Raw genomic sequence first — 26723 nt, forward strand, 5'->3', positions numbered from 1 at the left:
TAACATATAAAACCTTACACACCTATTTTTTGCTTCCTAAAAGTAATAGGTTAGTATATTTCAAGTTAAATCAAATAATAATTTCATTTTATCATAGCGTTAAAAAGTTGCACAAGTGGTATTGTTTTTAAAATAATGAGCTTGTCATATCATTTAGGTTATATTATAATTAGTTTTATTAAGTAATAAGGAAATAGGATGTATGAAAAATTAGCAAAAATTTGCAGCGGGTGGCGCAGTTGTCGTCGTTGCATTAGCAGGAACGCGTGCCGCTGGTCTCTGGGGCACATCACAAACAAAAGATCGTCAGGTATTACACTTTTCACTACCGACACCACTGAACGGATTAGATACCGCAACTGTCACGGATGAGTATTCAATGGATATTGTTGGTAATGCTGGGGAAGGTCTGATGCGTGCTGATAAAAACGGCACGCCACAACAAGCATAAGCAAAGTCGGTTAAGGCGTCTGCTGATGGTAAAACTTGGACCATCACGTTGCGACCGGACTTGAAGTGGTCAGATGGTTCAGCATTGACAGCAGATGATTTTGTTTATGGTTGGCAACGCGCTAACGACCCGGCAACAAAGTCAGAATATGCGTATTTGTATAGTGGGATTAAAAATGCCGATAAAATCCAAAGCGGTGACGCTGACAAGAAAACTTTGGGCATTAGCGCTAAAGGCAACGTTTTGACCGTCACCTTAGAAAAGCCGCTTCCGCAGTTTGAAAGTCTATTGACCTTCCCAACATTTTTCCCACAGCAGCAAAAGTTTGTGGAAAAGCAGGGCAAGCAATTTGCGACAACCGCAGCCAAGTCTTTGTATAATGGCCCATACAAGTTTGAAGGTTGGCAAGGGACGAACAACCAGTTTAAGCTTGTGAAGAATGAGCATTATTGGGATGCCAAAAACGTTAAAACACCAGAAATTGATTTCCAGGTCATTCAAAAACCTGAAGTGGCTGTACAAATGTACAAGACTGGTAAGCTAGATGCAGCGCTAGTGAATACGCCGCAGTTAGCGCAGGCCAACAAAAACAATAAGGGCTATCGCGTTACGCCACAAGCAACAACTGTTTATTTAGCTTATAACCAAAGTGGCAGCGTGAAAGCCTTGACGAATGCTAAAATCCGACAAGCGTTGAATTTGGCGACAAATCGTTCTGAATTGAACTCACAAGTGCTATCTGGTACGTCAACAGCAGCAAATTCCTTTACACCAAAGGGTTTGAGTCAAGCTAACGGAGAAGATTTTGCAACGTATGCCAAGCAAGATTATACATATAATCCAACTAAGGCACGCGAATTGTTCAAGGAAGGGCTGGCTGAACTTGGGGTCAACGCTGTCACGTTGGAAATTGAAGCAGACACTGACCGTGTGGCCAATGCCAAAGATGTCGTGAACTACTTGCAAGGCCAGTGGAGTAAGACGTTACCAGGTTTGACCGTGACCCAAAAGTTTGTGCCATTTAAGCAACGTTTGCAAGATGGTAGCAATAAGAACTTCCAAGTGATGCTGACGCAGTGGGGTGCTGATTACGCTGAACCAACAACCTTCTTGGATTTGGCCGCCACTGACAACCCGAATAACTATAATCACAATAGCACACCGGCCTATGATGCCTTGTTAGCCAATGCTAAGGGCGTTGATGCGACTGATGATAAGCAACGGTCGGCTGATGAGTTGGGATTGGAAAAAATTATCCATGAACAAGCATTGTTGAACCCGCTTTATTATCGGGCACAAACAGAATTGGTAAATCCAAATATCAGGGGCTTCTACCACCATGCGGTAGGCGTGTCGCTTGATTTCAAGACGGCTGTGCGCCAATAAAAAATGAAAAAGAACAGGTAGCGATAATGCAACCTGTTCTTTTTTCAGGATAAGAAAAGCCATGCTAACCCAATTGTTAACATGGCTGCTGCAATCGTAATGACCGCTTTTCCTTTAAGCGGCCAAAACAATTGCGCGATACATTGCTGTATGACTCAAAAGTTATGACCCCCTTTCCTAGATTGTTTACAGTGTACAAGTTCATGCCGCTAAAATCAAATCATTTGCTTGAGATGAGTTTGTTATAATGAAAGATATCAAGTTAAAAAATGGAGGCGCGGCGTGACGAACACGCCCATGATCGATGACAAATAAAATACCGGTAATTTTTGATACAGATCCAGGGATTGATGATGCGGCGGCACTCACGGTGCTGTTAACGGATGATCGTTTTGACGTGAAATTAATCACTGCCGTTGCTGGTAACGTCTCTGTGGATAAAACAACCAAAAATGTTCTAAAATTAACCCATTTCTTTAACCGGCCAGATGTTGCGGTTGCACGTGGTGCTGAAAAGCCACTTGTGAAAGCCTATCAAGATGCCGCCAATATTCATGGTGTCGATGGTTTAGCTGGGTATCACTTTACCGAACCATCAACTAAAATCGTGTCCTTATCAGCGGTTGAAGCGATGCGGGCAACGTTGCTGGCGAGTGATGAAAAAATCACTTTGGTCGCTGTTGGCGCCTATACAAATATTGCCATGTTACTGCACAGCTATCCAGAAGTAACTGATAAAATTGCGCGCATTGTGGTGATGGGGGGCAGTTTGTCCGGTGGTAATATGACGTCTGTTGCTGAATTTAATGTTTTCACGGATCCAGATGCAGCTAAAATCGTGTTCAATAGTGGGTTGGATGTGACGATGATTGGTTTGGACGTGACGCTAAAGGCGCTGCTGACGGCTGAATCAATGGCAACACTTGCGACAATGAATAAAACGGGTGAAATGCTAACGGCGTTGTTTAATGCTTATGGGGATGGCTCCATGGCAACAGGAAAACCCATGCATGATGTGAACACGTTATTTTATTTACTTTCGCCGGAAAAGTACACAATTAAGGACTATTGGGTTGATGTGGTGACTGACGGACCAGCCATCGGGGCGACAGTGGCAGATAGCCATGCGAGAACCCATACGACCACGAATGTCCATGTGGCGACCGACATTGATGTGGCTGCCTTTAATGCGTGGTATTTATTAGAAATTGCGCAAATTAATGATGCGGCTGTGAATGCTGGAAAGCTTGAAAATTAGGCTTTTTTCAGGTATTCTAGTATTAGTTGTAATTGGCGCTTTTCGTGCTGCAAAAACTTGAAAACGGAGTAAGAAATTGACAGTCGATGAGTTTGTTTCAGCTTTGAAAAACGCTGGTATCCAGTTAACTGAAAATCAAATCCAACAATTTGAACAATACTTTGATATGTTGGTGGCCACGAATGCGCATGTGAATCTCACGGCGATCACAGAGAAAAAGGATGCGTACTTAAAACACTTCTATGATTCTTTGACGGTGGCGCAATATGAGAAAGCCCTACAGCAGACAACTGGGACGCTGATTGATGTGGGTACGGGGGCAGGTTTCCCGTCACTACCGCTTAAAATTGCCTTTCCAAACTTGCAAATTACCATGGTTGACGCGTTGCAAAAGCGTGTGAAATTCTTGCAAGATGTGGTCACAACGCTGGGCTTAACAGGCGTGACAATTGTGCATGGCCGTGCAGAAGATATTGGCCAAGACCCAAAGTATCGTGAACAATTTGACTACGCCACGGCACGGGCTGTGGCACGGACGAGTGTGCTTGCCGAATATACCTTGCCATTTGTAAAAATTGGTGGGGAATTCTTGGTGATGAAGGGTTCTGCTGCAGAGCAAGAACTAGCGGATGGCCAAAAAGCCTTAGCCACGTTAGGTGGTCAGTTACGTGAATCATTTGAATTCACACTGCCTAATGGCGATACACGCTACGTACAAATTGTTGATAAAAATAAAAAAACACCAAAGAAGTATCCACGACAAGCTGGTACCCCTAGCAAAAAACCGATTGGATAATCTTAAAAACGCTTGGCGCCGATGCGTGCCGATCGGAACAAATAATTAGTGTTGACAGAAAGGACGTCAAAACCAAATGGCACAAATAATCGCATTAGCCAACCAAAAAGGTGGCGTCGGCAAAACGACGACGAGTGTAAACTTAGGTGCAGCGCTTGCCCAGGCCGGACAACGTGTTTTACTTGTGGATATTGATGCGCAAGGGAACGCAACCAGTGGTTCAGGCATTGATAAATCAGAACTTGAACGTGATAGTTATGATGTCATCGTTGATGGTGCGCCGTTACACGAAGTGATTGTGCCAACGGATAACTATGATTTGGTGCCAGCAACGATTCAATTGTCAGGTGCTGAAATTGAACTGGCTGATACAAAAGAACGTGAATATCGCCTCAAAGCAGCACTTGCCACTGTGGCTGATGATTATGATTTCATTTTGATTGATAATCCACCAGCTTTAGGGTTACTGACGGTTAATGCTTTCACGGCAGCAGATGCAATTTTGATCCCTGTGCAAACGGAATTTTATGCCTTAGAAGGTTTGGGGCAATTGCTCAACACCATCGAACTGGTACGTCAGCAGTTTAATCCGGACTTAGATATTGCGGGTATCTTATTGACAATGTATGACGGCCGGACGAATTTAGCCAAGCAAGTTGCCGAAGAAGTGCGTAATTATTTTGTTGATAAGGTCTATGAGACCGTGATTCCACGCACAGTGCGGTTGAGTGAGGCGCCATCATATGGCCAAGCAATTATTGATTTCGATCCACGCTCAGTTGGTGCACAAGTCTATACAGAACTGGCACAGGAGGTCTTGAAGCAATATGGCAACTAAAAAAGGTGGTCTGGGAAAAGGGCTTGGTGGCTTGTTTAATGCCAACAATGTGACGGAAGAAGCTTTAGAACATACCAAGTCAGTGACAAAAAAAGCGAGTGATACTGAGCAAGTTGAACGGTTGGCATTAGATAAAATTACCCCTAATCCGTTTCAGCCACGGCATCATTTTGATGCGGCTAAGTTAAACGAACTCGCCAAGTCGATTAAGGCTTCAGGGGTTCTGACACCAATCATTGTGCGCCGTTCGGGACGCGAATACCAAATTATTGCGGGTGAACGACGGGTGCGGGCTTCAAAGTTGGCCGGCCTAACGACAATTAGCGCCATTGTTCGGACAGTTGATGACGAGACGATGGCGGCAGTGGCTTTAATTGAAAACTTGCAGCGCGATGATTTGGATGCGATTGAAGAAGCGCAAGCTTACCAAGCATTAATGACGCAACTGCAATTAACCCAAGCTCAAGTCGCTGAAAAGGTTGGTAAAGAACGGACAACTGTGGCCAATGCCGTCAGATTGTTGAATTTACCAACGTCAGTTCAAGATTTGGTGCAAGCTGGTGACCTATCAATGGGGCAAGCGCGGGCCATTTTGGGCTTGAAAGCGAAGTCACAAATTGAAAAAACCGCTGCGCTTGTTGTGGCACGACAATTAAGTGTTCGCCAAGTTGAAGCGCTCGTGAAGCAAATGAATGCGGGCGCCAGTGACAAACCAGAAAAGGTTGTGTCACCTTATGTGGTGGCCATTGCCTCACAATTAGAAGAAAAATTTGGGACAAAAGTCAAAGTCAATGCCGGTGCTAAAGGTAACGGGAAAATTGAAATTAACTATGTTTCTAACGATGATTTGAATCGCATTTTAGATTTATTAGACATTGAGGTCGAGTAATATGGTGCAACCATTAGACTACAAGTTAAATGACATTGTTGAAATGAAAAAGCCACACGCTTGCGGTGCTAATGCTTGGCGTATTACCCGCGTAGGTGCGGATATTAAGTTAAGCTGCACGCAGTGTGGCCGTGGCGTTATGATGTCACGCTTTGACTTCAATAAACGTTTAAAGAAAATTTTACACTCAGCAGATGCTGAGATGTAATGGGTTTGATTAAGAAAGGAAACGTGCTCCAAAGATGCTAACGATGACGTGGGTATCTTTGTCACATACTTAAGATATGGCACTTACTGCTGGAATCGTCGGCTTACCAAACGTCGGCAAATCAACACTTTTTAATGCAATCACTAAAGCGGGCGCTGAAATGGCGAACTATCCCTTTGCCACGATTGAACCTAACGTGGGGATGGTTGAAGTCCCAGATGATCGTTTAGCACGGATTCAAGAACTCGTGCCTGCTGATAAGATCATTCCAACAACGTTTGAATTCACTGATATTGCTGGTATTGTAAAAGGGGCTTCACAAGGTGAAGGCTTGGGTAACAAGTTCTTAGAAAATATTCGTCAAGTGAACGCCATTGTGCACGTGGTGCGTGCGTTTGATGGCGATGATATTATTCACGTTAATGGGGTAGTTAATCCATTAGACGACATTGATACCATTAACACCGAGTTGATCTTGGCTGATTTGGAAACAGTGGAAAAGCGCTACGCAAAAGTTGCGCGTGCCGCCAAAGGGCAAGATAAAGGTGCCAAAGCGGAATTTGCCGTGTTGGAAAAAATCAAGCCCGTGTTAGAAGCCGGTAAGTCAGTCCGCTCAATCACGTTTAATGATGATGAACAAAAAATCGTTAAAGGGTTATTCCTATTAACGACGAAGCCTGTCTTGTATGTTGCCAACTTAGCAGAAGACGACATGGCTGATCCAGAAGGTTCAAAGTACTTTAATGACATTAAAGCCTTTGCGGCAAGTGAAGGCGCAGATGTGATTGGTTTGTCAGCTAGTGCAGAAGAAGAAATTGCCCAATTAGCTGATGAAGATAAGGCTGAATTCTTAGAAATGGCTGGGGTCACAGAACCAGGCTTGAACAAGTTGATTCGGGCTGCCTATCATTTGTTGGACTTGCGGACATTCTTTACTGCTGGTGGTAAGGAAACACGCGCATGGACGTTTAAAGCAGGGATGAAGGCACCACAAACTGCGGGTGTAATCCATTCCGATTTTGAACGTGGCTTTATTCGTGCCGAAACAATCGCTTTTGATGACCTGGATGCTTTGGGTTCAGTTACAGCGGTGAAAGAAGCGGGTAAGTTGCGTTCAGAAGGTAAAGAATATGTTGTCAATGATGGCGACATTATCGAATTTAGATTTAACGTGTAAGCATCACGGCCTGATGTGATGAAGCGGTGAGATGCCGCGTACATAATTGCCGGAGGAAGCAAAAATGTCAGAAGAAAAACAGCGACTAACGAAAAAAAATGAAGATTTTATATTTCACTTTAAAAAGCTATTGGCCCAAAACGGCCAATTGTCGCCTGAAAAAATTGAATCAGTGACAAATGAAGTCACTGAAAAATTACTTGAAGCACAACGAACTGGGACAACGGCTGCGCAATTGTATGGGACACCTACACAAGCGGTGGCACAGTTCCTTGATCCAAAGCAAACAGCGCGCAAGTTGCATGAGTATAAGTTCTGGGAATTAGCACTTGATACGTCAATGGCAATTTTGATGTTATTTGCTGGTGTTTTTGGATTGTCATTATTCTTTTCAAAGCAAGCAGGTGGTCAAGGTGCCGGTATTGTCTCACTCTTGTTGATTGCGTTCTTGGGTGGCTCACTTTATACGGCGGTTGTGTTGAAGTTAACGCCTAATTCAAAAGCACAAACAGCGGAACCAAGATCACGACGTTGGTTGTATCTTGGACTAGCGTTGGTGGCTTGGGTTGTTGGCTTCATCGTCCTTGGTTTGTTACCACCAGTGATTAATCCAACTTTGCCACCAGTGGCTTACATCGTTGTTGCGGCTGGGGCTTATGGTGTTTTCCGTTGGAATCGACAACAAGCTGGCCTAAAGGGTGGCGGCTTCTTAGCCATCAGCCTATTGTCTCAGCAAGCCCGTTTAGAGGCTGCCCAAACTAAGAAGTAGAAGGAGCCGAAGATGAAGATTTTAGTTGTCGACGATGATATTGAAATTGCTGAATTACTTGAAATTTATCTCAAAAATGAAGGCTATGAACCTATCATGGCAACTGATGGTAAAGAAGCACTTTCAAAGCTCAATACCAATCCGGATATTGCGTTGATGATTCTGGATGTCATGATGCCAAATATGAATGGTTTGGAAGTGGTCAAGACAGTCCGTAAAGATAGTCGAATCCCAATTTTGATGTTATCTGCCAAATCAGGGGATATGGATAAGATTCAAGGTTTGATTACTGGCGCTGATGATTATGTGACGAAGCCATTTAATCCGTTGGAAGTGATGGCCCGTGTTCGATCACTTTTGCGTCGTGCGGAAAATGCGGTGCAAGATCAAACACCGGATGTCTTAGATATTGGGTCATTGATCATTAATAAAGATAGCCACGAAGTGAAGACATCTGATGGCGATTTGGTGAATTTAACAGCGTTAGAATTTGGTATTTTGTATCTTTTGGCGTCACACCCAAATCGTGTCTTTTCAGCAGATGATATTTTTGAACGCGTTTGGCAACAAGAATCAGTTGTGTCGGCAAAAACGGTCATGGTTCACGTGTCCCACTTACGTGATAAGATTGAAGAAGCAACGAACGGAGATCAAGTTATTCAAACCGTTTGGGGCGTTGGCTATAAGATTGAAGTAAATTAATGAAAAAATTGGCGTTGTTTTTAAAGCACAATCGCACAAAACTCTATTATGCGGTAGTGACAACTTTGTTACTACTGCTTTTTAGTTGGTCAATTTTTGCGGCGGCAATGCTGATGCAAGGTGATTTACAAAGTGCCCCAACGATCTGGCAATGGGGGACGTGGTCATTGATTGGTGTTGGTGATGTCGTGATTATCATTTGGCAATATGTGCGAATGCGACAAGTCGAAAGTCTCACACGCCTGATTCATGATATGCAGCAAATTGCGAGTGAAAATTCAGATCGCTTGATTGATTGGCAAGCTATGTATGCGCCAAAAACCCAAGCATTAATTGATGTGACCAATACCATTGCCAAACAAACACAAAAAATTCGTGAAGAGGAACGAGAAAGTGAACGTTCTAAAGACGAAATGATTACGAATATTTCGCATGATTTAAGAACACCACTGACAGCCATTATCGGGTATCTCGGTTTAGTTGAAATGAATGGTAAGCAATTAAGTGAAGCCGATCGCGCCAAATACATCCACACCGCCTATAGCAAATCCAATCAGATGAAAGTGTTAGTGGAAGATTTGTTTGAATTTTCCAAGACACAGGCGCATGATGCCGTGTTGAACTTGACGACTTTAAGCTTGAGTGACTTATTTGCGCAGTTAATTGCCAGTTATGAAATTGAAGCACAAGAACATAACGTGGCGCTAACACAAATTGTGAAACCGGAGTTAATCGTTTTAGAAGCAGACTCCGATAAATTGGCACGCGCATTGATGAATTTAATCAGTAACGCCTTTAAGTATGGGGATGGCGCAACATTTATCAAATTGACGGCACAAGTTAAAGGTACTGATGTGGAAATTCGTGTTATTAATGATGGTATCAAAATTCCAAGTGAGGCGCTAACCGATATTTTTGATCGTTTCTACCGTGTTGAAAGTTCACGGAATAGTCAAACGGGTGGAACGGGACTTGGCTTAGCCATTGTAAAAGGCATTATTGCACAACACCATGGGCAAGTGCGGGCCACATCAGATGATGAACTCACAACTTTTATCGTGACATTGCCTTTACGACAAACGGATATGACCACAGCGTCACCGGAAGTATAGCAACAGGTCTATTGGCCTGTTTTTTTATTTGGCTAAAAATAATGATTAACTATTTCCAAAATGGCAAAAGTGTGTTATTATATTGGTATAGACCAAAGTGGTATAGACCAATAAGGAGAGTATGATGCGGATTATTAAAGTAAACAATCCAGATGTTGGCGCACAGCGTGCGTTTGAAATTTATGAAGACGCACTTGCCAAGGGCACGCAGGTACTTGGCTTAGCAACCGGCGCCACGCCTATTAAATTATACGAAAAGTTTGTGGATAGTTCACTGGACTTTTCCGATTTGACAGCAATTAATCTTGATGAGTACGTGGGCTTGACGCCACAAGACCCACAAAGTTACCATTATTTTATGCAGCAACACTTGTTTCAATACAAGCCGTTCAAGCAAACTTTTATCCCAGATGGTGCCAGTGATGATATTGAACAAGCCGCTAAGGCTTATGATGACATCATTGCGCAACATCCCATTGATTTACAATTATTAGGTTTAGGGCAAAATGGCCATATTGGCTTTAATGAACCTGGGACGCCGTTTAATTCAACGACGCACGTGGTGAATCTAACTGAATCCACAATCGCTGCTAATGCGCGGTTCTTTGATAATCCGGCATCAGTGCCGACGCAAGCCATTTCAATGGGCATTGCGTCAGTCATGTCGGCTAAAAAGATTCTCTTGCTAGCCTTTGGAGAAGCTAAGGCAGCGGCCGTGGCAGCAATGGTTAATGGTCCAGTGACTGAGGCTTTGCCGGCATCAATTCTACAAGAACATGCCGATGTGACCATTATCATTGATGACGCAGCGGCATCAAAATTGTGATAAAATAAAATTGTAAGCGCTTAACAAATTTTAAGGAGGAAATGCGCCGCCATCTTATTTTGATGGGGACGCTTGGCTAACGCTATGGCACACATCACACTTGATACAAAAAACATCGAAAATTTCGTCGGCGAACACGAATTTTCTGAAATGCAACCATTAATTACGATGGCGGATCAACAACTACGCAATCGGACGGGTGCAGGCGCTGAATATTCGGATTGGCTCACATTGCCAACGGATTATGACAAGGCAGAATTTGCGCGGATTAAAGCAGCCGCAAAACGCATTCAAAGCGAGTCAAAGATTCTTGTTGTCATTGGTATTGGTGGCTCATATCTTGGGGCTAAGATGGCAGTGGATTTCTTGAATCCAATGTTTAACAATGAATTACCAGATGACCAACGTCAAGGTGTCAAGATTTACTTTGCCGGTAACTCAACGTCAGCCGCATACCTTAACGATTTGGTACGTGTTATTGGGGACCAAGACTTCTCAGTGAATGTGATTTCAAAGTCTGGGACAACAACAGAACCTTCAATTGCCTTCCGTGTGTTCAAGCAATTACTTGAAAAGAAGTATGGTGCTGAGGCTGCTAAGCAACGTATTTATGCCACGACTGATGCCAATCGTGGGGCACTGCATGACGAAGCTGTGGCAGCTGGCTATGAAACTTTCACGATTCCAGATGGTGTCGGTGGGCGTTTCTCAGTCTTGACGGCTGTTGGGCTATTGCCAATTGCTGCTAGCGGTGCTGACATTGATCCATTGATGGCGGGGGCCAAGGATGCGCAAGAGGCTTACTCAGATGCTGATTTGAATAAAAACGCGGCTTATAAGTATGCCGCTGCCCGTCGTATTTTGTATGATAAGGGTTATACAACAGAACTTTTAATTAACTGGGAACCTTCAATGCAATATCTATCTGAATGGTGGAAGCAATTGATGGGTGAATCAGAAGGTAAGAACCAAAAGGGTATTTATCCCTCATCAGCCAATTATTCAACTGACTTACATTCACTTGGTCAATATATTCAAGAAGGTCGTCGTGACTTGTTTGAAACAGTTATTAAGCTTGATAATCCGGTTTCAAATTTGGATTTGCCACGCGAAGCAGATAACAATGATGGCTTGCAATATCTTGAAGGCATTACCATTGATGACGTTAACACAAAGGCGTCACAAGGCGTTATCTTAGCGCATGTCGATGGTGGTGTGCCTAACTTGGCTGTGCACTTACCTGCACAAGACGCCTACACGTTGGGCTACATGATTTACTTCTTTGAACTAGCAGTGGGCGCATCAGGTTATCTATTTGGCATTAATCCATTTAACCAACCTGGCGTTGAAGCCTATAAGACAGCCATGTTTGCCTTACTGGGTAAGCCAGGCTATGAAGCAGAAACGCAAGCATTCCGTGCGCGTTTAGGTGAATAATGATTTAAGCACTCAAGGATTGAGTGCTTTTTTTGTGAGCAAATATCGGTGTCTGCGTATCATAATGATGTGACAGAGGGAGTAATATGGAGACTATTTTAGAAGCAGCCATTGCAAACCATGCCAATGATATTTATCTATTACCACTTTCCGAAACGCACTATAGCGTTAAATTTCATATTGATGGCCGTGCGACACAGCATGTCACATTGACTACGGTTGCTGCCCAACAGATGATTGCTGCGGTGAAATATCGTGCCAAGATGAACATCTCTGAGCGTCGGCGCCCGCAACTTGGGCGGTTTAGCCACAAGGATATTTGGATTCGTGTCTCGACAGTCGGTGACTTTCTCAATCGCGAAACCTTGGTATTACGACTGATTTATCAAAAAGGTCAGCGACAGAACTGGTTAGCAGCAACGCAATTTGAACAGCTTTATCAGCATATGCCGAGTGCCGGCTTGTTTTTAATTGCTGGTCCAACTGGGTCCGGCAAAACTACAACACTCTATCGGCTACTTGAACGGCTAGCAGAGGATAAGTTAGTCCTAACCATTGAGGATCCAGTTGAGATTCAGCAATCAAAATTTGTGCAACTACAAGTCAATGACGATGCGGGTATCCATTATGATGATCTCATCAAAGTGGCCTTACGGCATCGACCGGAAATTTTATTGGTTGGTGAAATTAGAGATCAATTAACAGCTGCGGCCGTAGTCAGAGCTGCCTTAAGTGGGCACTTGGTATTGAGTACGATTCATGCCATGTCGGCACGTGACGTTATTTTACGCCTACGCGACTTAGGCGTTGAACCGGCACAATTAGCGGTTGCTTTAACAGATGTCGTTTACCAGCGACTGGTCACGACCACGCAGCAACAACAGGCGGCAATTATTGATCATTTAGGCAGTGATGATATTGCGCGCGTACTACAAGGACAAACAGTCCCAAAGTTTTCAAGTCAGTGGCAGGAGGTATTAGCACATGCATTGGCGACCAATAAAATTTCCAAAGCACATTATTACCACTTCACGCAACTTTAAACGTCAGCATCAAGTGTTGTTTTTTCAAGAGCTTGGCGAGCTATTACAGTCAGGCTATAGTATTGCGCATAGTTTAGATATTCTTGCTGCTGCGCACACACCATGGACAACTTGGTTAGCAACTGTCAATGCGCGTTTAAATCAAGGGGTGCCGTTGCACGTTGTGTTAGATCAAACCGTTTCACAAGCCATTTTGTTACAAATTAAGCTGGCGGATCAGCATGGTAATTTGTCTGAAACGTTGGTCACAATTGGTCGGCATCTAGCCAAAGTGCAACAACAGCAACAAAAAATTAAGCAAGTATTGCAATATCCAATCGTTTTAATTGGATTGCTGGGACTGATGCTGATTGGTATGAAGCTTTTTTTATATCCGATTCTACAACAGTGGCAAGATACAGCAGTGTTAGATTCGGGTGAAACACAGCAGGTGATGTGGTATGTCATCGGCATGATTGTCGTGGCGTTGTGTTTTGGTATCTGGCATTGGCGTCGGTTGCCGGCACGTCAGCGATTGAAAATGCTATCACGATTATGGTTGATTGGACCAATTGTGAAAACAATTGTGACTTATCAAGTCGCGCAACAACTGGCGGTGTTACTGGCTAATGGTTTGACGGTACCAGAAATTTTAGCAGAAATGTGTGGTATTCAGGGTCAGAAAAATCAGCAGTTGGCGATTCTATTAGCTGAAGATGCACATATAGCCTTACAATCAGGCTGTACGTTATCTGAATATATTCTTAAACAACCTTACTTTAATCGGGCATTAGCAGGCTATTTTGTTCGTGGTCACGAACCCAAACGCCTCGCAGGTTATCTCGCGTATTATGCCAAGTTACAGTATCATCAAGTGATGCAACGGACGAATCGGTTGATTGACATGTTGCAACCTATCTTTTTTGGCGTGATCGGCATTGCTATCATTGCGGTCTATTTGTCGATGTTGTTACCCATGTACCAAACGATTGGCGGTTTATATCAATGACATTTTTTAAACGTAAGCATCCAGGATTTACATTAATTGAAACAGCAATTGTTCTTTTTATCATCAGTTTACTCATGTTACTGATCTTGCCCAATTTAAATACGCAACGTAAAAAAGCGGTTGCAACTCATGCAACCGCAATGGTATCAACCGTGCAATCGCAAATTGATTTATATATTAACGAGCATCCGGATGATAAAATTATGACGTATTCAGACTTAGTAGCTGCAGGTTATTTATCGCCTAAGCAAGTTCAAAAGGCGAAAGAACTACATATCAGCCTTGATAATAATGAAGCACATCAGTAAAGGCTATACCTTACTCGAATCACTGGTTGTACTCGGGATTGTGGCTGGTTTATTTTTAATCAGTAGCCGGATGCCAGTGTCAGCACCAAATATGTCACAATGGTCTGCGACGTTCAAATCAAGTTGGCAACAAGAACGGATATCGGCGCAAACACAGCAATGTCGGCGGACGGTTCGCTTTCGAGAAAATGGCATTGTTTTTAATCATACGCAACTGGCCTATCCCAAAGGGTATCATCACGACAAGACACAGACAATCCAAATTTTACCAACAGGTTATGTTGCCCCGACGACAGTGACGCTCAGTAATGGTCAGCATGTGATCAAAATTATTTTTAGTTTAGGAGGTGGGGCGTATCGTATTACACAGTCGTAGATCAGCCTTTATTCTTGGCGAAGCTTTAGTCACCTTTGGCTTATTAAATGGGTTACTTTTATTAGAATATGAACAAGTAACTCAATATAAACAACAGGTACAACGTTTAGAAAAACGGTATCAAGTGGCCCAACAAGAACGCTTAGCGGCGATGAAAGCATGGCACACCTATGATCAACCGTAAATTACCGGCGTTTACCATATTGGAAACATTGATTGCGTTGGGCGTAACTGGTTTGTTATTTGTCACGATTCAATTACTGTTACCTTGTTTTCGTGTGTCGCATGAACCGCCTTTAGATATGGCGTTACGTGCAGCTTCTACCAAATCACGACACAAAAATACGCGTTAAAGGGGATTTTGCCACATGAATTACAGCTGATGAGTCATGATGGCAAAAAAATGACACTCAGTATTGTTAAAAATCGCCTGCAATTGTCGGGTGAGGGCGCCGGCCAAGTTATTTTTATTTCCGAGGTAACAGCATTTCATGTTAAAGATTATGCAGCATATGTACAACTTGAATTATCAGGACAACAGCATCAGCAAGCAACAGAAGTTCTCTACCTACTGCGTGCGCAGATGGGTGATTAAGCGTCAACGCGGGGAGGTTTTTGGCTCAGCGTTGATTATTTTGGCGCTCCTTGGCAGCCTAATGGTGTTACAAAACGTTGCCTGGCATGCGCAATTACAAACGCGTCAACAATTAACGGTGATGGCACAGTTGGACACGATCCAATTTAAGGCAAGTATCCTGTATGCTAAAACACAGCAAACCACGTTTAATTTAGCAGGCGCTAGCGTAACCGTTCAAGATGATAACCTTCGTATTCGCTTGGGGCAAACAATCTATACACGGTCGTTGCTCAGGCACGCGCCTTGAAAACCTTATCAAAACACGTTAAAATAGGGCTATGACACAAGATAAAATAGCACAATATTTCGATGATTTAACAACAAACTCACAGGCCTTAGCCAAGGATGCCGACACCAGTCTCACAGATGCGTTGATTGAACTTTTAGAAGATGTCGCAAACGGGCAAGTAGCCATTGAAGATGGTAAGCCAACCCCAGCAGTTGCTGAACAGATTGAAAAGTTTATTGCAGCGTTTGACTGGCGCAGTATGTCGCCAGCTGATCTCCGAAAGACGTTGCAATTAGCAATCTTAAAAGTAACTCGGGATGACCATACGCAGGCTAATTTCCAAATTACACCTGACGGTATTGGTTATTTGTTGGCTGATTTTTTGTTGCAAACGGCAGACCTTAAATCAGGGGATACAATTCTGGACATGACAGTTGGTGCTGGGAACTTATTGCAGACCGTCAATGACGTCTTGAAAATGAATGACCTAGATGTTAAGCGTATTGGAATTGATAACGATGAGACACAATTGGCCTTGGCAACGGCGGTTGATCAGTTATTGACTAAAGGGACAACGACTTTTTATGAGTCAGATGTTGTCGCATTGACTGAAATGCCAAAGGCCAAGGCTGTTATCGCTGACTTACCAGTTGGTTATTATCCATTAGAGCCAGCAGAAAGTTATCAAACACGTAACCAAGATGACCGCTCATTTGTTCACCATTTGTTGATTGAAAAAAGCTTGGAATTTGCAACTGATGATGGCTGGGTCTACTTGATTGTACCGGCCAATGTCATGATGGGCGACCAAGCAAAAGATCTGTTGAAATTTTTGACACAAAAAGCACAGCTTAAAGCATTTTTGCAATTACCAGCAGCCTTCTTCAAAGACCCAAGCGCTGCCAAGGCGATTCTTGTACTTCGTAAACATGGGGCAGGCAGTCATGGCGAAGTGTTAATGGGGCAATACCCACCACTAAAAGATATTGAAGCGCTACAGAAGTTTTTGCAAGATATCAAAGCTTGGGTTAAACTGGATAAAGAGCAGAACAAAGCCTGATGTTGTGACAATGCACTAAATATTAGAGTGTTTACATAACGAAACACTACCATATCTGATATTTTAAACATGTCGCGGATCAGTACACGTTTAAGAAAGACAGGTAGAAATTTAATCATGGCTAAAACAATGGCTGTAAATGCTGGTAGTTCTTCATTGAAATTTCAATTATTAGAAATGCCGGCAGAACAGGTACTTGCACAAGGATTGATCGAGCGGATTGGCATGGATGATGCCATTGTGACGATTAAGTACGACGCCAAAGCGATGAATCAAGGCGGACGCTTGGACGATCAGTCGGTGGATGACAGCAATATTACAATTTCGAAAGATGGGCAAACACGAAAATATGAAACTGTTTTGCCAATCAAAGATCATCAACAAGCCATCAACTTTATGCTACAAAAATTAACTGATTTGGGCATTATCGTTGATTTCAATGAAATTACTGGTGTTGGACACCGTGTCGTGGCAGGTGGTGAGTGGTTTAATCATTCTGTTAAAGTGACAAAGGCGGTCTTGGAAAAGATTGATCGTCTAGCGGATTATGCCCCTTTGCACAATCCGGCGAATGCTATGGGCATTCGGGCCTTTCAAAAGTTATTACCAGATGCTGTTTCAGTTGCTGTGTTTGATACTTCTTTTTATCAAACGATGCCTGAAGAAAATTATTTATATGCGATACCGTATCAGTATTACACACGTTATGGTGCGCGTAAATACGGTGCGCACGGCACATCGCATCGCTATGTTGCCAATCGCGCGGCTGACATGTTACGACAACCGCTTAAAGATTTGAAAGTCATCACGATGCACTTAGGTGCTGGCGATTCCATTACGGCAGTGAAAGATGGGAAAGCATTGGATACGTCAATGGGCTTCACGCCACTAGCTGGTGTGGCGATGGCTACGCGGGCTGGGGATGTCGATACGTCGTTGATTTACTATATTCAAGAACGTGAAGGTCTAACAAACGACCAGATGTTGAACATCTTAAATAAAAAGTCTGGCTTGTTAGGATTATCAACGATTTCGTCTGATATGCGCGACTTATTGGCAGTTTACGATACCAATGACCACGCACGATTAGCGATTAAAGTATTCGTGAATCGCATTGTCAAATATGTTGGTCAATATATTGCCGAAATGGGTGGTGTTGATGCCTTAGTCTTTACTGCGGGTATTGGTGAAAATTCAGCCCCAATTCGTCAAATGATTGCCGATAAGTTAGCCTATTTCGGGGTGGCTTTGGATGAAGCGGCCAACCAAAAACGCGGCGAAGAAATTGATATTTCTGCCAAAGATGCTCGGGTTAAAACGTTGGTTATTCCGACGAACGAAGAATTAATGATTGCGCGCGATGTGGAGTTATTCAAGTAATCTCCTTTTAATCTTTCGTCAAACGAAATATGATAGAATAAAATAAGTCGACTAGTGTGTCAGCACGCTAGTCGCTTTAATATTGAAGACATTTTTAGAAGGTGAATTATGGAATCGAGAAAAGAACGGCATCAGCACGAAATTCAAGCTGCTGAAGCACTTGATGCGGCGCAAAATAAGGCATCGTATGATCCCAAAAATCCATTTAATGACGTATATGGTAATGGGCCTCGCCGTAAAAAGCGTGGACCAGTGAAACGATTCGTAGCGATGTTGGCGTTGCTTTTGATTCTATTAGGCGTTGCGTTTGCCCTTAAAGCATTGTTTACGGATAAGTACGCGGCCTTAGATCCTAAAGATACAACGTTTATTACAGTCAAAATTCCGGCAGGCGCGACGGCGTTGCAGATGGGACAAACGTTACAAGATAAAAAGGTAATTACTGACGGCAAGGTATTCTATAAGTACGCTATGTCACAAGGGGCAGAAAAGCTACAAGCAGGGACGTACCGTTTGTCACCAGCCCAACCGATGCAACTCATTTTTAATCAAATGGCGGCTGGCCCATCATCAGCACCAATATTGCCAAAGGGTTATGGTTATGTGAGTGTTGGGCAAACACCAGATGAAGTTGCGGTGAATTTAGCTGATCAGGTGAAATCTGTTTCAGTCCAAGACATCTTGACAGCGTTTAATGACAAGCAATTAATCAACAAGATGTACCAAAAATACCCTGACTTACTACGCGGTGTGAAGCAATCAAGTACGAAGGATGCCAAGTTATTAGATTATGTGTATCCGCAAGCCTTTGACTTAAGACAAGCCAAGACAGCTGATGATATTGTTGGCGTTTTGCTTGAAACATCGAATAAGACAATGACGCCTTACTATAAGACCTTACGGGCCAATGGTATGGCAACACCAAACGTCATGGCGCTTATTGCAACATCAGGTAAGGGTGAATTCGAACGACGCTTAGCTTTCATTAATAAGATTGCCCCTTATGCACAGCAATTGGCTAAGCAATATGGTATTTTGGCTTCAATCTCAATTGCCCAAGCAGCCCATGAATCCAACTGGGATAATTCAAAATTGTCGTCAAAGTATAATAACTTTTACGGCGTTAAGACACAGGATACGACGCCTGGCAAGTCAGTGGTCTTGGATACAACTGAATATGTCGACGGTAAGCCACAAACTGAACAAGCACGTTTTGCAGTGTATGATAGTTGGAAAGACAGTATGAAGGAACATGCGGAAACAATTGTTAACGGTAATACTTGGAATCCAGATCAGTTTAAAGACGTCTTAGCAGCAAAAAATTATAAAGAAGCAGCAAAAGCCTTGTATGAAGATCATTATGCGACAGACATCAACTATACAAAATTGTTGATTAATTTGATTGAAACATGGAATTTACAACGCTTTGATAAGTAAAACTACCAAAATTTTGGTAGTTTTATTTTTTTTGAGATGATGACGATTTATCGCAATAACGTCATATTCATTGATGGATGCTTGATAAAACGGTAATATTCGGATAGTTATTATGATAATTACGTGTGAAAATGTTGAAAAATAAATAAAAAAATGAAAACGTTTACAAAAAGTAACAAAAAGACTTGTGTAAACGTTTTCATTCGTGTAAAATAGTTCTAGTAAATATGTTATGCAATCAATGCATGATCAGAAATAAGGAGCGATTTAAAAAATGAATGCAGCACTTTTGTTGGCGCTTGTGCCAGCACTAGCATGGGGCTCAGTTGGCCTTGTTAATACTAAAATGGGTGGCTCAGCCGGTCAACAAACACTGGGAATGACTTTTGGTGCGTTGATCTTTGGTTTGGCCACAATGTTTTTCTACGTGATGCCAAACCACGCTTACTTGGGGTCACAAATTTGGATCGTTGGGATTCTTTCTGGTTTGGTTTGGGCAGTTGGAACTGCCGGCCAATTCTTAGCAATTAAGGATTTGGGTGTGTCACTTGCCATTCCGTTGTCAACTGCGGGTCAAATTGTTAGCAACGCTTTGATGGCCGCTGTGGTCCTTGGCGACTGGAAGACAGGTAAGATGTGGGCGATTGGTATTATCTCAATCGTTGCCGTGGTGATCGGGGCAACTTTGATTTCTGCCCGTGATAAGGCACAAAAGTCAGACGTTGCAGCGCAACAAGCCGCAACAAAGAGCATGACCAAAGGGTTGGTTTATCTGGTTATTTCAACTGCTGGTTATATGTTCTACTTCGTTTTGCCAAACTTCTTGAACAAAATTGGTTACATTTCAGATGCGATCAAGGCAAAGAATAACGGTGTTGACTATATGACAGCAATCGTTGGCCCACAAGCCATCGGTCAAGTTATCGGTGCTTTCTTGATTGTGATCTTTGTTTTGAAAGAAGCAGATCAAATGTTTGAAAAGCCAACTTGGAAGAATATTTTGACTGGTTTGGTTTGGGCAACAGGTAACATCTTTATGTTCATCTCAGCCGCTAACCCAGCCGTTGGGCAAACAATTGCCACAACGTTCTCACAACTTGGTATCATTGTTGCAACATTCGGTGGTATCTACTTGCTTGGTGAAAAGAAGTCAAGCTACCAAATGAAGATGATTATTGTCGGTACAATTCTTGTTGTCATCGGTGCAATCATCATCGGCAATATCAACCAATTTGCATAAGATACTTAAAAACCAGCTGCGTCTGGTTTTTTTTGATCAAAAAAAAAGACTAGCGACATGTTGTCGTTAGTCTTTTGAGTGATTACTTTTCAACTTTTAGAATTTCAACTTCAATACTGTCACCACTTGGCAATGGCACAGCAACTTTGTCGCCAACCTTTTTACCAAGTAAGGCCACAGCCATAGCTGATTCGTTTGAAATCTTACCAGCAAGTGGATCTGATTCTGTTGACCCAACAATCGCATATGTTTCAGGTTCTTCGTCGGGTAATTCCTTGAAGGTTACTGTCTTACCGAGTGATACTTCATCAGAAGCCGTAGCATTTGGATCGATGATTTGAGCATTTTCAATCATCTTCTTCAAAGTTAAGATACGACCTTCAACGAAGGCTTGTTCATCTTTGGCAGATTGATATTCAGAGTTTTCAGACAAGTCACCGTATGAACGGGCGATTTGGATACGATTGGTAATTTCAGGACGTTGATTTGAGATGAGATCTTCCAATTCAGCTTGTAGCTTTTCACGACCCTCAGCTGTCATTGGAAATACTTTTTCTTCTGACATAAAAAATAATTCCTTTCAATTTTGCTTATTATCGCAAATAATAAGCAAAATGAGCATATCATGCAGGCTTTGAACTTGCAAGCTTTTTTTGCCGGGCAAATGAGAAAATAAGCCCAAGTAGTGCGACACTAGAAATGGCAACGCCTAGCCACCAAAGTGGCGGCGTATAGCGCCAAGTGACGATATGCCGACCAGGGGTTGTTTTAATGGCAATAAAGTAATCAGCCACTAGCGCGGGTTTAACGGGTTGACCATCAAGGGTAATGTGCCAACCTGGCGCTTTTGGAATGGTGGTCATGATTAAGGGTTGGTCGGCTGTTGTCGTGATAGTACCGGTTAATTGACGTGGACTAGATGCCGTGATGTGTAATGGTTGCTTGGCCAATGTGGCAGCTTGTTGCTGGAATAGGTTTTGATCAATATGGTATAAGGTCACGTTATTGAGCACTAAAAACTTCGTTTGTTTAAATCGAATAGTGACGGTTTTTGGTTGTGATTTAGCGTTAGCGGCGAGGTTAATCACAATCGTATGACGATAGGAGCTGAATTGTTTAATCACTTGACCATTGAGCAGCAAATCGAAATCTTTGATTTGCAGGCCGCTACCAATTGTTAGATAGTAACTGTCATTGGTTGTTGGCGTGAATTGCAAATCTAAGCTGGCAGGTCGCGTGGGATCTTTTTTGGTAATGACGGCGTCGGTAATGATCGTTGGTGGCGTCGTGATGTTATGGCCAATAACCTGATTAAAATTAGCAACTTGCAAAGGCGATGTTGTTGCCCCAGTCAAGTTTTGCCATAAATTGGCTTGGTTTTGCATTGGATTATTGGTGAGTAATTTTGTTGAAAGCGCTGCGTTGTTTGCTGCAAAGGCAACTGGCAGGGCGTAGGAATTTTGCCACACAGCGGTTGTCTGATTGCGCGCTTTTAGATGGTAAAAACTAGTATCTGGCCGGTGGCCAATCCGCAAGTTTTGTGGATCACCAGGTTGTCCTGGCGTTTGTGCACTCGGGGTAATGACGTATTTCATGCCTAACAAAGCATCCGATAATAGGCTACCGTTACTATAGTTGACGAAATTATCCCCATCTGGCTGACCAAAATAGCCAAAGAACGTTGGCGTTGATTTTGAGATGGATGAACTGAAATGGGCGCCACTATTATAGTTGAACATCATGGCATCCCCGCGCGTGCGTTGAAAGGTTTGGGCGACACGATACCAAGTTTTGTCTTGCTTTAGGGTTTTATCGGCGCCCTGTAGGGATTGAATGGCGCGTTGATATTCGGTATTTGTTAAATAAGAAAAATGATTAAGCGTTGCATAGACATTGACAGTGAGGCTGCCAAGGGTTACCAAAAATAAGAGGGGCAAGCGCAGACGGTCAGATGATTGGAAGAGCAATAGGGCTAGCGTGATTAAGAAGAGCCCGGCAAAAATGGCGATGGTGCGGTGGTTGATATAAGAAACGTGCTGATTTGACATCAGTGCGTAACTGACAATTGCCATCATGACAGCGAGGTATCCAACGACTGTGACGGCTTGCGGTTGCCAAGTTGGTTGCCATGAGAGCGCTGCAAGATAAATAATGAAAAAACTAATAATGAAACTAAACCGGTAAGGATACCACACAGGGTACTGGAACCCGTGAAAGAGTAACGTCAACGGCGCCCAGGTTGTGGCCACGATTAAGAAGACGATAATGATAAAACCGCCGACTTTCACGCGCCAGTGCCATAAGTTGGTTGTTAAAAAGGTAATAAAAGTAATCAACACGAAGGCTGACACATAAAAGTTTGCTAAACCGGTCTGCATTTGATCAAAATCAAAGCTGCCAGGCATGAGTTTAAAAACAAGCTGTAGTGGATTGTTATCAAATCGCCAAGTCAGTGGTGAGTTATACTGCGATTTACCGATGCGTAATTGATAAATCGTGGGTAAGAGTAACCAGGCGCTTAGGGCACCAGCCGTTAAGCTCCCGTAAACAAAGCGTTTAAAAATTTGCCAGCGCGGCTGAACTTGTTGTGGCCAAGTGAGGCGCCAGAAAAAATAAAGGACAAGGAAAATAGCAATCATGTAACCAATATAGTAGTTACAAATAATGGTGGCGCCTAACAGTAGTGCATAACGCCACCAAGTGGCTTGTACAAATAGGCGTTCAAGCTGGAGAATAACCAGTGGCAACAAAATCGCTGCGTCCAGCCAAAGGAGATTTAAATCATTGGCCACAAACCAACCAGACAGGGCATAGTTGACGGCAAAAAGCGGCACGTAATAGCCTCGTTGTAGGTTTAAGCGCGCTAGCAAGTAGGCCATGGTGAGGCCAGCGGCGCCAAATTTCAGAACGGTGACGCCTAAAATGGCTGCCGGTAAGTTGATGTTGGGGACGACTAAAAAAATGAGATTAAAAGGGCTCATTAAACAATAAGCCCATTCACTAATCATATCGCCACCAAGGCCGTTACTAAATGAATAAAAGAAGCTGCTTGGATGGGCCAAAAAAACCGTTTTAAAGGCAGCAAATTGGTCAATATATTGTTGTCCCAGATCAACCGTTAAGATGGAGTTCGTACCAAAAGGTGCCATCCCGCGATAAGCATAATAAGTCAGCATGATCACGGCCGGGAACCAAAAACTTAACGCGATTGGGGAAATAAAAAATCGTTTAATCGTCATATTACTAATATACCAAATTATCGGGATATTTTTAGCGCAAAAACTGGATTTGTGGTAATCTAGTTTAAGTAGTTTATTGTTAAATTGGGGATAAATATGCAACGAAATCCGTATTTAGAAGATCGGGATAAAAAAAATAGCGTCAGTGCTAACTTGCCAGTACGCTTAAATATATTATTAGGCATTGCGCTAACGTTGATGATTGCCTTAGTCATCCAGTTAGCGTTTTTAACGATTCAACAAGGGTCCTACTACCAAGGCGAAGTCAATCGTAGTGATGAAACGATTGAAAAAGGTAACGTTCCGCGTGGGATGTTTTACGATTCAACCGGCCGCGTGATTGTTGGTAATAAAGCACAAGCGGCGATTACCTTTACTCGTGGGACGTCCGTTACAGCAGCGAGTATGCGGCAAACTGCTATTAAGTTGAGCCGATTTTTAACGGTTGATACGCAACGTTTGAGCGAGCGTGCCAAAGCGGAATTTTACTTGGCTGATGACAAACAAAGTCAAAAGGTTGCCAAGCAAGTCACAAAGGCAAATGCTAAAAAAGGGGCAACCCTGACACCTGCTGAAGTGAATAATTTGATGGTTAATTACGTCCTCACCCATCATTTGACGGATAATGTGGATGATAACGCTGCGATGATTTTCCAACGGATGAGTGGGGCTTACACATTGTCGACCACCTTCATTAAAGAATCTGACGTGTCAAATCAGGAATTAGCCGAAATTGGTGAACGTCTGAGTGAGTTCCCAGGGGTTAAATTAGGTACGAGTTGGACGCGTCAATACCCAGAAGGGGATGCCTTTAAAGCGCTTGTTGGGACAGTGACGAATGAAGCAACTGGTTTGCCAGAAAACCGCTTGCATACTTTGCTAGCGCAAGGTTATTCACAAAATGAACCAGTAGGTAATTCAAGTCTTGAGATGGATTATGAATCGATCTTGAAAGGATCAGCCTCTCAGACGTTGGTCACGACAAATAGTGATGGCCAAGTGAAGTCGTCACAAGTTAAATATAATGGGCAAGCTGGGGATAACATTAAGCTGACAATTAATGCACGTTTCCAAAGTGAAGTCCAAAAGATTTTGGAAGATAACCTACCAGGCGGTGATGTGCAAGGTGCTTACGCCACAGTAATTAATCCCTATACTGGTGGGATTTACGCCATGGCCGGGGTTGATCGTGATGCCGCGACAGGTAAGAAAACAGCCAATCCCCTGGGGAACATTAATCGTGGAATTGTCATGGGATCGGTAGTGAAGCCAGCGGTGCTTGCAACGGCCTTCCAAAAAGGGGTTATCTCAGCGAACAACACGGTCTTAAATGACCAAGCCATTAAGATCGCTGGGACCCCAGAAATTACGTCTTACTGGAACCGTGGCGGAAAAGCCATTCCAATTGATGCACAAACTGCGCTAGAACGATCATCCAACACGTACTTTGTGCAGTTGGGGATGAAGATTGGTGGCCAGACTTATAGTCCTGGCTCACCATTAGCGTTACATGCGGACGCTTTCCAGACGTTACGTAATGGGTTAGCTCAGTTTGGTCTAGGCACTAAGACTGGCATTGACATTACGGGGGAAACGGCCGGTTATCGTGGCCCAACTACCGGTGAAGCACGTGGTAAATATTTGTATGAGTCATTTGGACAATATGATACTTACACGACATTACAACTCGCCCGATATGTCGCAACGATTGCTAACGGCGGTTACTTAGTACAACCACATGTGGTTGGTTCAATTTTGCAAAGTCAGCCCAATAGTGATCGTGCCAAGACAGTTTGGACAGCGTCACCGATCGTTCAAGGCCAGGTTAATCTCTCACCAAGTGAGTGGTCAATCATCAAAGAAGGGATGAATCGTGTTGCCAATGGGTCGGATTCTTGGAACACGGGTGGTTCCGACATGCATAAATTAGTACCAAAAGTTTATGCTAAAACAGGAACAGCGGAAACTAAGACTAACGGCCATGATACGTTTACTGAATCGATGGTCGCTTATGTGCCCGGTCAGCCTTTTGCTGTTGCGATGGCCATTCCGGGGATGAACAATTACTTGGATGGTACGAACGGTAAAATATCAGCTAAAATCATTGATGCTTATTGGCAGTATGTTGAAGCGAAACCAGATGCAAAATAAAACACCTGAAAATAACTTTCAGGTATTTTTTTATTGCTGTGAAATCGCAACGGATTGGGCGATATAAGTATCAGGGTGTAAAATAAGTTGCGTGATAAATTCGGCAACGCTTGTGCGGGTAATTGGGCCACCAACAATTTGTTCGTGGGGATCAGTTTGCACGTGAATGGTCTGCATGATGTTATCATCAAGTAGCTCATTAGGCCGAATAATCGTATAATCGAGTGCCGACGACATAATCCGTGCAACGGCAGCGGCTTGATCGCCCATATAGGTGTTTTCGTTATCGGTTGTGCCGAGTAGATTGGCCCAAAGATCACGCTTGTCATCGGGTAGTTCATTATGGACACCGATTGTGGCCACCCAAATTAAACGCTGCACACCAGCAGTGTGCATGGCATTAACCACACTATTTGCAGCTGATTTTTGGCGGCCTTCAGCACCAATATTGGCATAAACGATGTCCACATCCTTCATCGCTGTGACGAGGGCATCTTCGTTAACGGCATCTAAGGCTCGAATGTCATGATCCGGCCGTGCGTGAAGTGAGGTTAAGATCGTGTCGGTATTGGTATGGGCAAGCATCGGCACCACAAGTTTTGCGATTTGGCCATTGGCCCCTAAAATTAGTAGTTTTGTCATGATTTTATTTTAGCATGAAACGCCCAGAAGGGGTACAATGGTTATTAGTAATGGCAGCATGACAGTGTGCTATTTGATCGACAATACTGGATACCCGTCTCCTGGCAGCAGACGGGTGGGTGCAACTGATCATTGTTGAAAAGA

Annotated in this window: 27 protein-coding genes and 1 pseudogene; 25 read left to right on the forward strand and 3 right to left on the reverse strand. The window is 43.2% G+C overall.

Going from position 1 to position 26723, the window contains the following annotated elements:
* Nucleotides 1-337 precede the first annotated feature (337 nt).
* The 24 genes and pseudogenes from IE039_RS01270 to IE039_RS01385 all read left to right on the forward strand — a co-directional run bounded on the left by IE039_RS01270 (nucleotide 338) and on the right by IE039_RS01385 (nucleotide 20547).
* A pseudogene (locus IE039_RS01270) lies at nucleotides 338-1837 on the forward strand (peptide ABC transporter substrate-binding protein).
* A gap of 304 nt (nucleotides 1838-2141) precedes the next feature.
* Nucleotides 2142-3095: a ribonucleoside hydrolase RihC gene (gene rihC / locus IE039_RS01275; protein WP_189428589.1), complete on the forward strand. Its 954-nt coding sequence runs from the start codon at nucleotides 2142-2144 to the stop codon at nucleotides 3093-3095.
* 76 nt (nucleotides 3096-3171) lie between these two features.
* Complete coding sequence (gene rsmG / locus IE039_RS01280) at nucleotides 3172-3891, forward strand: 16S rRNA (guanine(527)-N(7))-methyltransferase RsmG (RefSeq protein WP_189428590.1); 720 nt, start codon at nucleotides 3172-3174, stop codon at nucleotides 3889-3891.
* 76 nt (nucleotides 3892-3967) lie between these two features.
* Nucleotides 3968-4729 carry a ParA family protein gene (locus IE039_RS01285; protein WP_010006393.1) on the forward strand — a complete coding sequence of 254 codons (762 nt, stop codon included), beginning with the start codon at nucleotides 3968-3970 and terminating at the stop codon, nucleotides 4727-4729.
* Complete coding sequence (locus tag IE039_RS01290) at nucleotides 4719-5618, forward strand: ParB/RepB/Spo0J family partition protein (RefSeq protein WP_010006394.1); 900 nt, start codon at nucleotides 4719-4721, stop codon at nucleotides 5616-5618. The genes IE039_RS01285 and IE039_RS01290 overlap by 11 nt, the downstream gene beginning before the upstream one ends.
* 1 nt (nucleotide 5619) lies before the next feature.
* Nucleotides 5620-5826 carry a DUF951 domain-containing protein gene (locus tag IE039_RS01295; protein WP_010006397.1) on the forward strand — a complete coding sequence of 69 codons (207 nt, stop codon included), beginning with the start codon at nucleotides 5620-5622 and terminating at the stop codon, nucleotides 5824-5826.
* 76 nt (nucleotides 5827-5902) lie between these two features.
* On the forward strand, nucleotides 5903-7003 hold the full coding sequence (gene ychF / locus IE039_RS01300) for a redox-regulated ATPase YchF (RefSeq protein WP_019041564.1): 1101 nt from the start codon (nucleotides 5903-5905) through the stop codon (nucleotides 7001-7003).
* A gap of 64 nt (nucleotides 7004-7067) precedes the next feature.
* Nucleotides 7068-7772 (forward strand): DUF1129 domain-containing protein, encoded by a 705-nt coding sequence (locus tag IE039_RS01305; RefSeq protein ID WP_010002642.1) that lies wholly within the window; start codon nucleotides 7068-7070, stop codon nucleotides 7770-7772.
* Between the two features lie 12 nt (nucleotides 7773-7784).
* On the forward strand, nucleotides 7785-8474 hold the full coding sequence (locus IE039_RS01310) for a response regulator (protein WP_009999749.1): 690 nt from the start codon (nucleotides 7785-7787) through the stop codon (nucleotides 8472-8474).
* Entirely contained in the window at nucleotides 8474-9586 is a 1113-nt protein-coding gene (locus IE039_RS01315; RefSeq protein WP_010002643.1) for a sensor histidine kinase, read from the forward strand. Before IE039_RS01310 ends, IE039_RS01315 begins: the two co-directional genes overlap by 1 nt.
* A 124-nt stretch (nucleotides 9587-9710) precedes the next feature.
* Nucleotides 9711-10412 (forward strand): glucosamine-6-phosphate deaminase, encoded by a 702-nt coding sequence (gene nagB / locus IE039_RS01320; protein WP_029510272.1) that lies wholly within the window; start codon nucleotides 9711-9713, stop codon nucleotides 10410-10412.
* Between the two features lie 84 nt (nucleotides 10413-10496).
* Nucleotides 10497-11849: a glucose-6-phosphate isomerase gene (locus tag IE039_RS01325; RefSeq protein WP_189428591.1), complete on the forward strand. Its 1353-nt coding sequence runs from the start codon at nucleotides 10497-10499 to the stop codon at nucleotides 11847-11849.
* A gap of 86 nt (nucleotides 11850-11935) precedes the next feature.
* Nucleotides 11936-12892 carry a competence type IV pilus ATPase ComGA gene (comGA, locus tag IE039_RS01330; protein ID WP_189428592.1) on the forward strand — a complete coding sequence of 319 codons (957 nt, stop codon included), beginning with the start codon at nucleotides 11936-11938 and terminating at the stop codon, nucleotides 12890-12892.
* Nucleotides 12834-13880, forward strand: coding sequence for a type II secretion system F family protein (locus IE039_RS01335; RefSeq protein WP_189428593.1), 1047 nt, complete (start codon nucleotides 12834-12836; stop codon nucleotides 13878-13880). The genes comGA and IE039_RS01335 overlap by 59 nt, the downstream gene beginning before the upstream one ends.
* Nucleotides 13877-14188: a prepilin-type N-terminal cleavage/methylation domain-containing protein gene (locus tag IE039_RS01340; RefSeq protein WP_010004001.1), complete on the forward strand. Its 312-nt coding sequence runs from the start codon at nucleotides 13877-13879 to the stop codon at nucleotides 14186-14188. Before IE039_RS01335 ends, IE039_RS01340 begins: the two co-directional genes overlap by 4 nt.
* The gene (locus IE039_RS01345) at nucleotides 14172-14564 is read left to right on the forward strand and encodes a pilus assembly FimT family protein (protein WP_010004000.1); all 393 of its coding nucleotides are present in this window, start codon (nucleotides 14172-14174) and stop codon (nucleotides 14562-14564) included. Before IE039_RS01340 ends, IE039_RS01345 begins: the two co-directional genes overlap by 17 nt.
* Nucleotides 14536-14748: a hypothetical protein gene (locus IE039_RS01350; protein ID WP_010003999.1), complete on the forward strand. Its 213-nt coding sequence runs from the start codon at nucleotides 14536-14538 to the stop codon at nucleotides 14746-14748. Before IE039_RS01345 ends, IE039_RS01350 begins: the two co-directional genes overlap by 29 nt.
* Nucleotides 14735-14917 carry a hypothetical protein gene (locus IE039_RS01355; protein WP_010003998.1) on the forward strand — a complete coding sequence of 61 codons (183 nt, stop codon included), beginning with the start codon at nucleotides 14735-14737 and terminating at the stop codon, nucleotides 14915-14917. Before IE039_RS01350 ends, IE039_RS01355 begins: the two co-directional genes overlap by 14 nt.
* A gap of 50 nt (nucleotides 14918-14967) precedes the next feature.
* Nucleotides 14968-15159, forward strand: coding sequence for a hypothetical protein (locus IE039_RS01360; RefSeq protein ID WP_189428594.1), 192 nt, complete (start codon nucleotides 14968-14970; stop codon nucleotides 15157-15159).
* On the forward strand, nucleotides 15152-15448 hold the full coding sequence (locus IE039_RS01365) for a hypothetical protein (RefSeq protein WP_010003996.1): 297 nt from the start codon (nucleotides 15152-15154) through the stop codon (nucleotides 15446-15448). The genes IE039_RS01360 and IE039_RS01365 overlap by 8 nt, the downstream gene beginning before the upstream one ends.
* A 31-nt stretch (nucleotides 15449-15479) precedes the next feature.
* Nucleotides 15480-16490, forward strand: a complete 1011-nt coding sequence (locus tag IE039_RS01370) for a class I SAM-dependent methyltransferase (RefSeq protein ID WP_010003994.1) — start codon at nucleotides 15480-15482, stop codon at nucleotides 16488-16490.
* Nucleotides 16491-16607: 117 nt separating this feature from the next.
* Nucleotides 16608-17870 (forward strand): acetate/propionate family kinase, encoded by a 1263-nt coding sequence (locus IE039_RS01375; protein ID WP_189428595.1) that lies wholly within the window; start codon nucleotides 16608-16610, stop codon nucleotides 17868-17870.
* A 108-nt stretch (nucleotides 17871-17978) separates the two neighbouring features.
* On the forward strand, nucleotides 17979-19307 hold the full coding sequence (locus IE039_RS01380; RefSeq protein WP_077281928.1) for an endolytic transglycosylase MltG: 1329 nt from the start codon (nucleotides 17979-17981) through the stop codon (nucleotides 19305-19307).
* A 274-nt stretch (nucleotides 19308-19581) separates the two neighbouring features.
* The gene (locus IE039_RS01385; RefSeq protein WP_189428596.1) at nucleotides 19582-20547 is read left to right on the forward strand and encodes a GRP family sugar transporter; all 966 of its coding nucleotides are present in this window, start codon (nucleotides 19582-19584) and stop codon (nucleotides 20545-20547) included.
* An 82-nt stretch (nucleotides 20548-20629) separates the two neighbouring features.
* Here IE039_RS01385 and greA read toward each other — a convergent pair whose 3' ends face one another.
* Entirely contained in the window at nucleotides 20630-21112 is a 483-nt protein-coding gene (gene greA, locus IE039_RS01390) for a transcription elongation factor GreA (protein WP_010003959.1), read from the reverse strand.
* A gap of 58 nt (nucleotides 21113-21170) precedes the next feature.
* A complete protein-coding gene (locus IE039_RS01395) occupies nucleotides 21171-23786 on the reverse strand; it encodes a YfhO family protein (RefSeq protein ID WP_189428597.1) in 2616 nt (871 codons plus the stop codon).
* Between the two features lie 96 nt (nucleotides 23787-23882).
* On the opposite strand from IE039_RS01395, the gene IE039_RS01400 reads away from it, so the two are divergent.
* Entirely contained in the window at nucleotides 23883-25937 is a 2055-nt protein-coding gene (locus IE039_RS01400) for a peptidoglycan D,D-transpeptidase FtsI family protein (protein ID WP_029510251.1), read from the forward strand.
* 30 nt (nucleotides 25938-25967) lie between these two features.
* Here the strand turns inward: IE039_RS01400 and IE039_RS01405 are convergent, their stop codons facing one another.
* The gene (locus IE039_RS01405) at nucleotides 25968-26579 is read right to left on the reverse strand and encodes an NAD(P)H-binding protein (RefSeq protein ID WP_010003258.1); all 612 of its coding nucleotides are present in this window, start codon (nucleotides 26577-26579) and stop codon (nucleotides 25968-25970) included.
* Nucleotides 26580-26723: the final 144 nt, after the last annotated feature.

It is taken from the genome of Leuconostoc lactis KCTC 3528 = DSM 20202 (assembly GCF_014651235.1).
GTDB lineage: Bacteria > Bacillota > Bacilli > Lactobacillales > Lactobacillaceae > Leuconostoc > Leuconostoc lactis.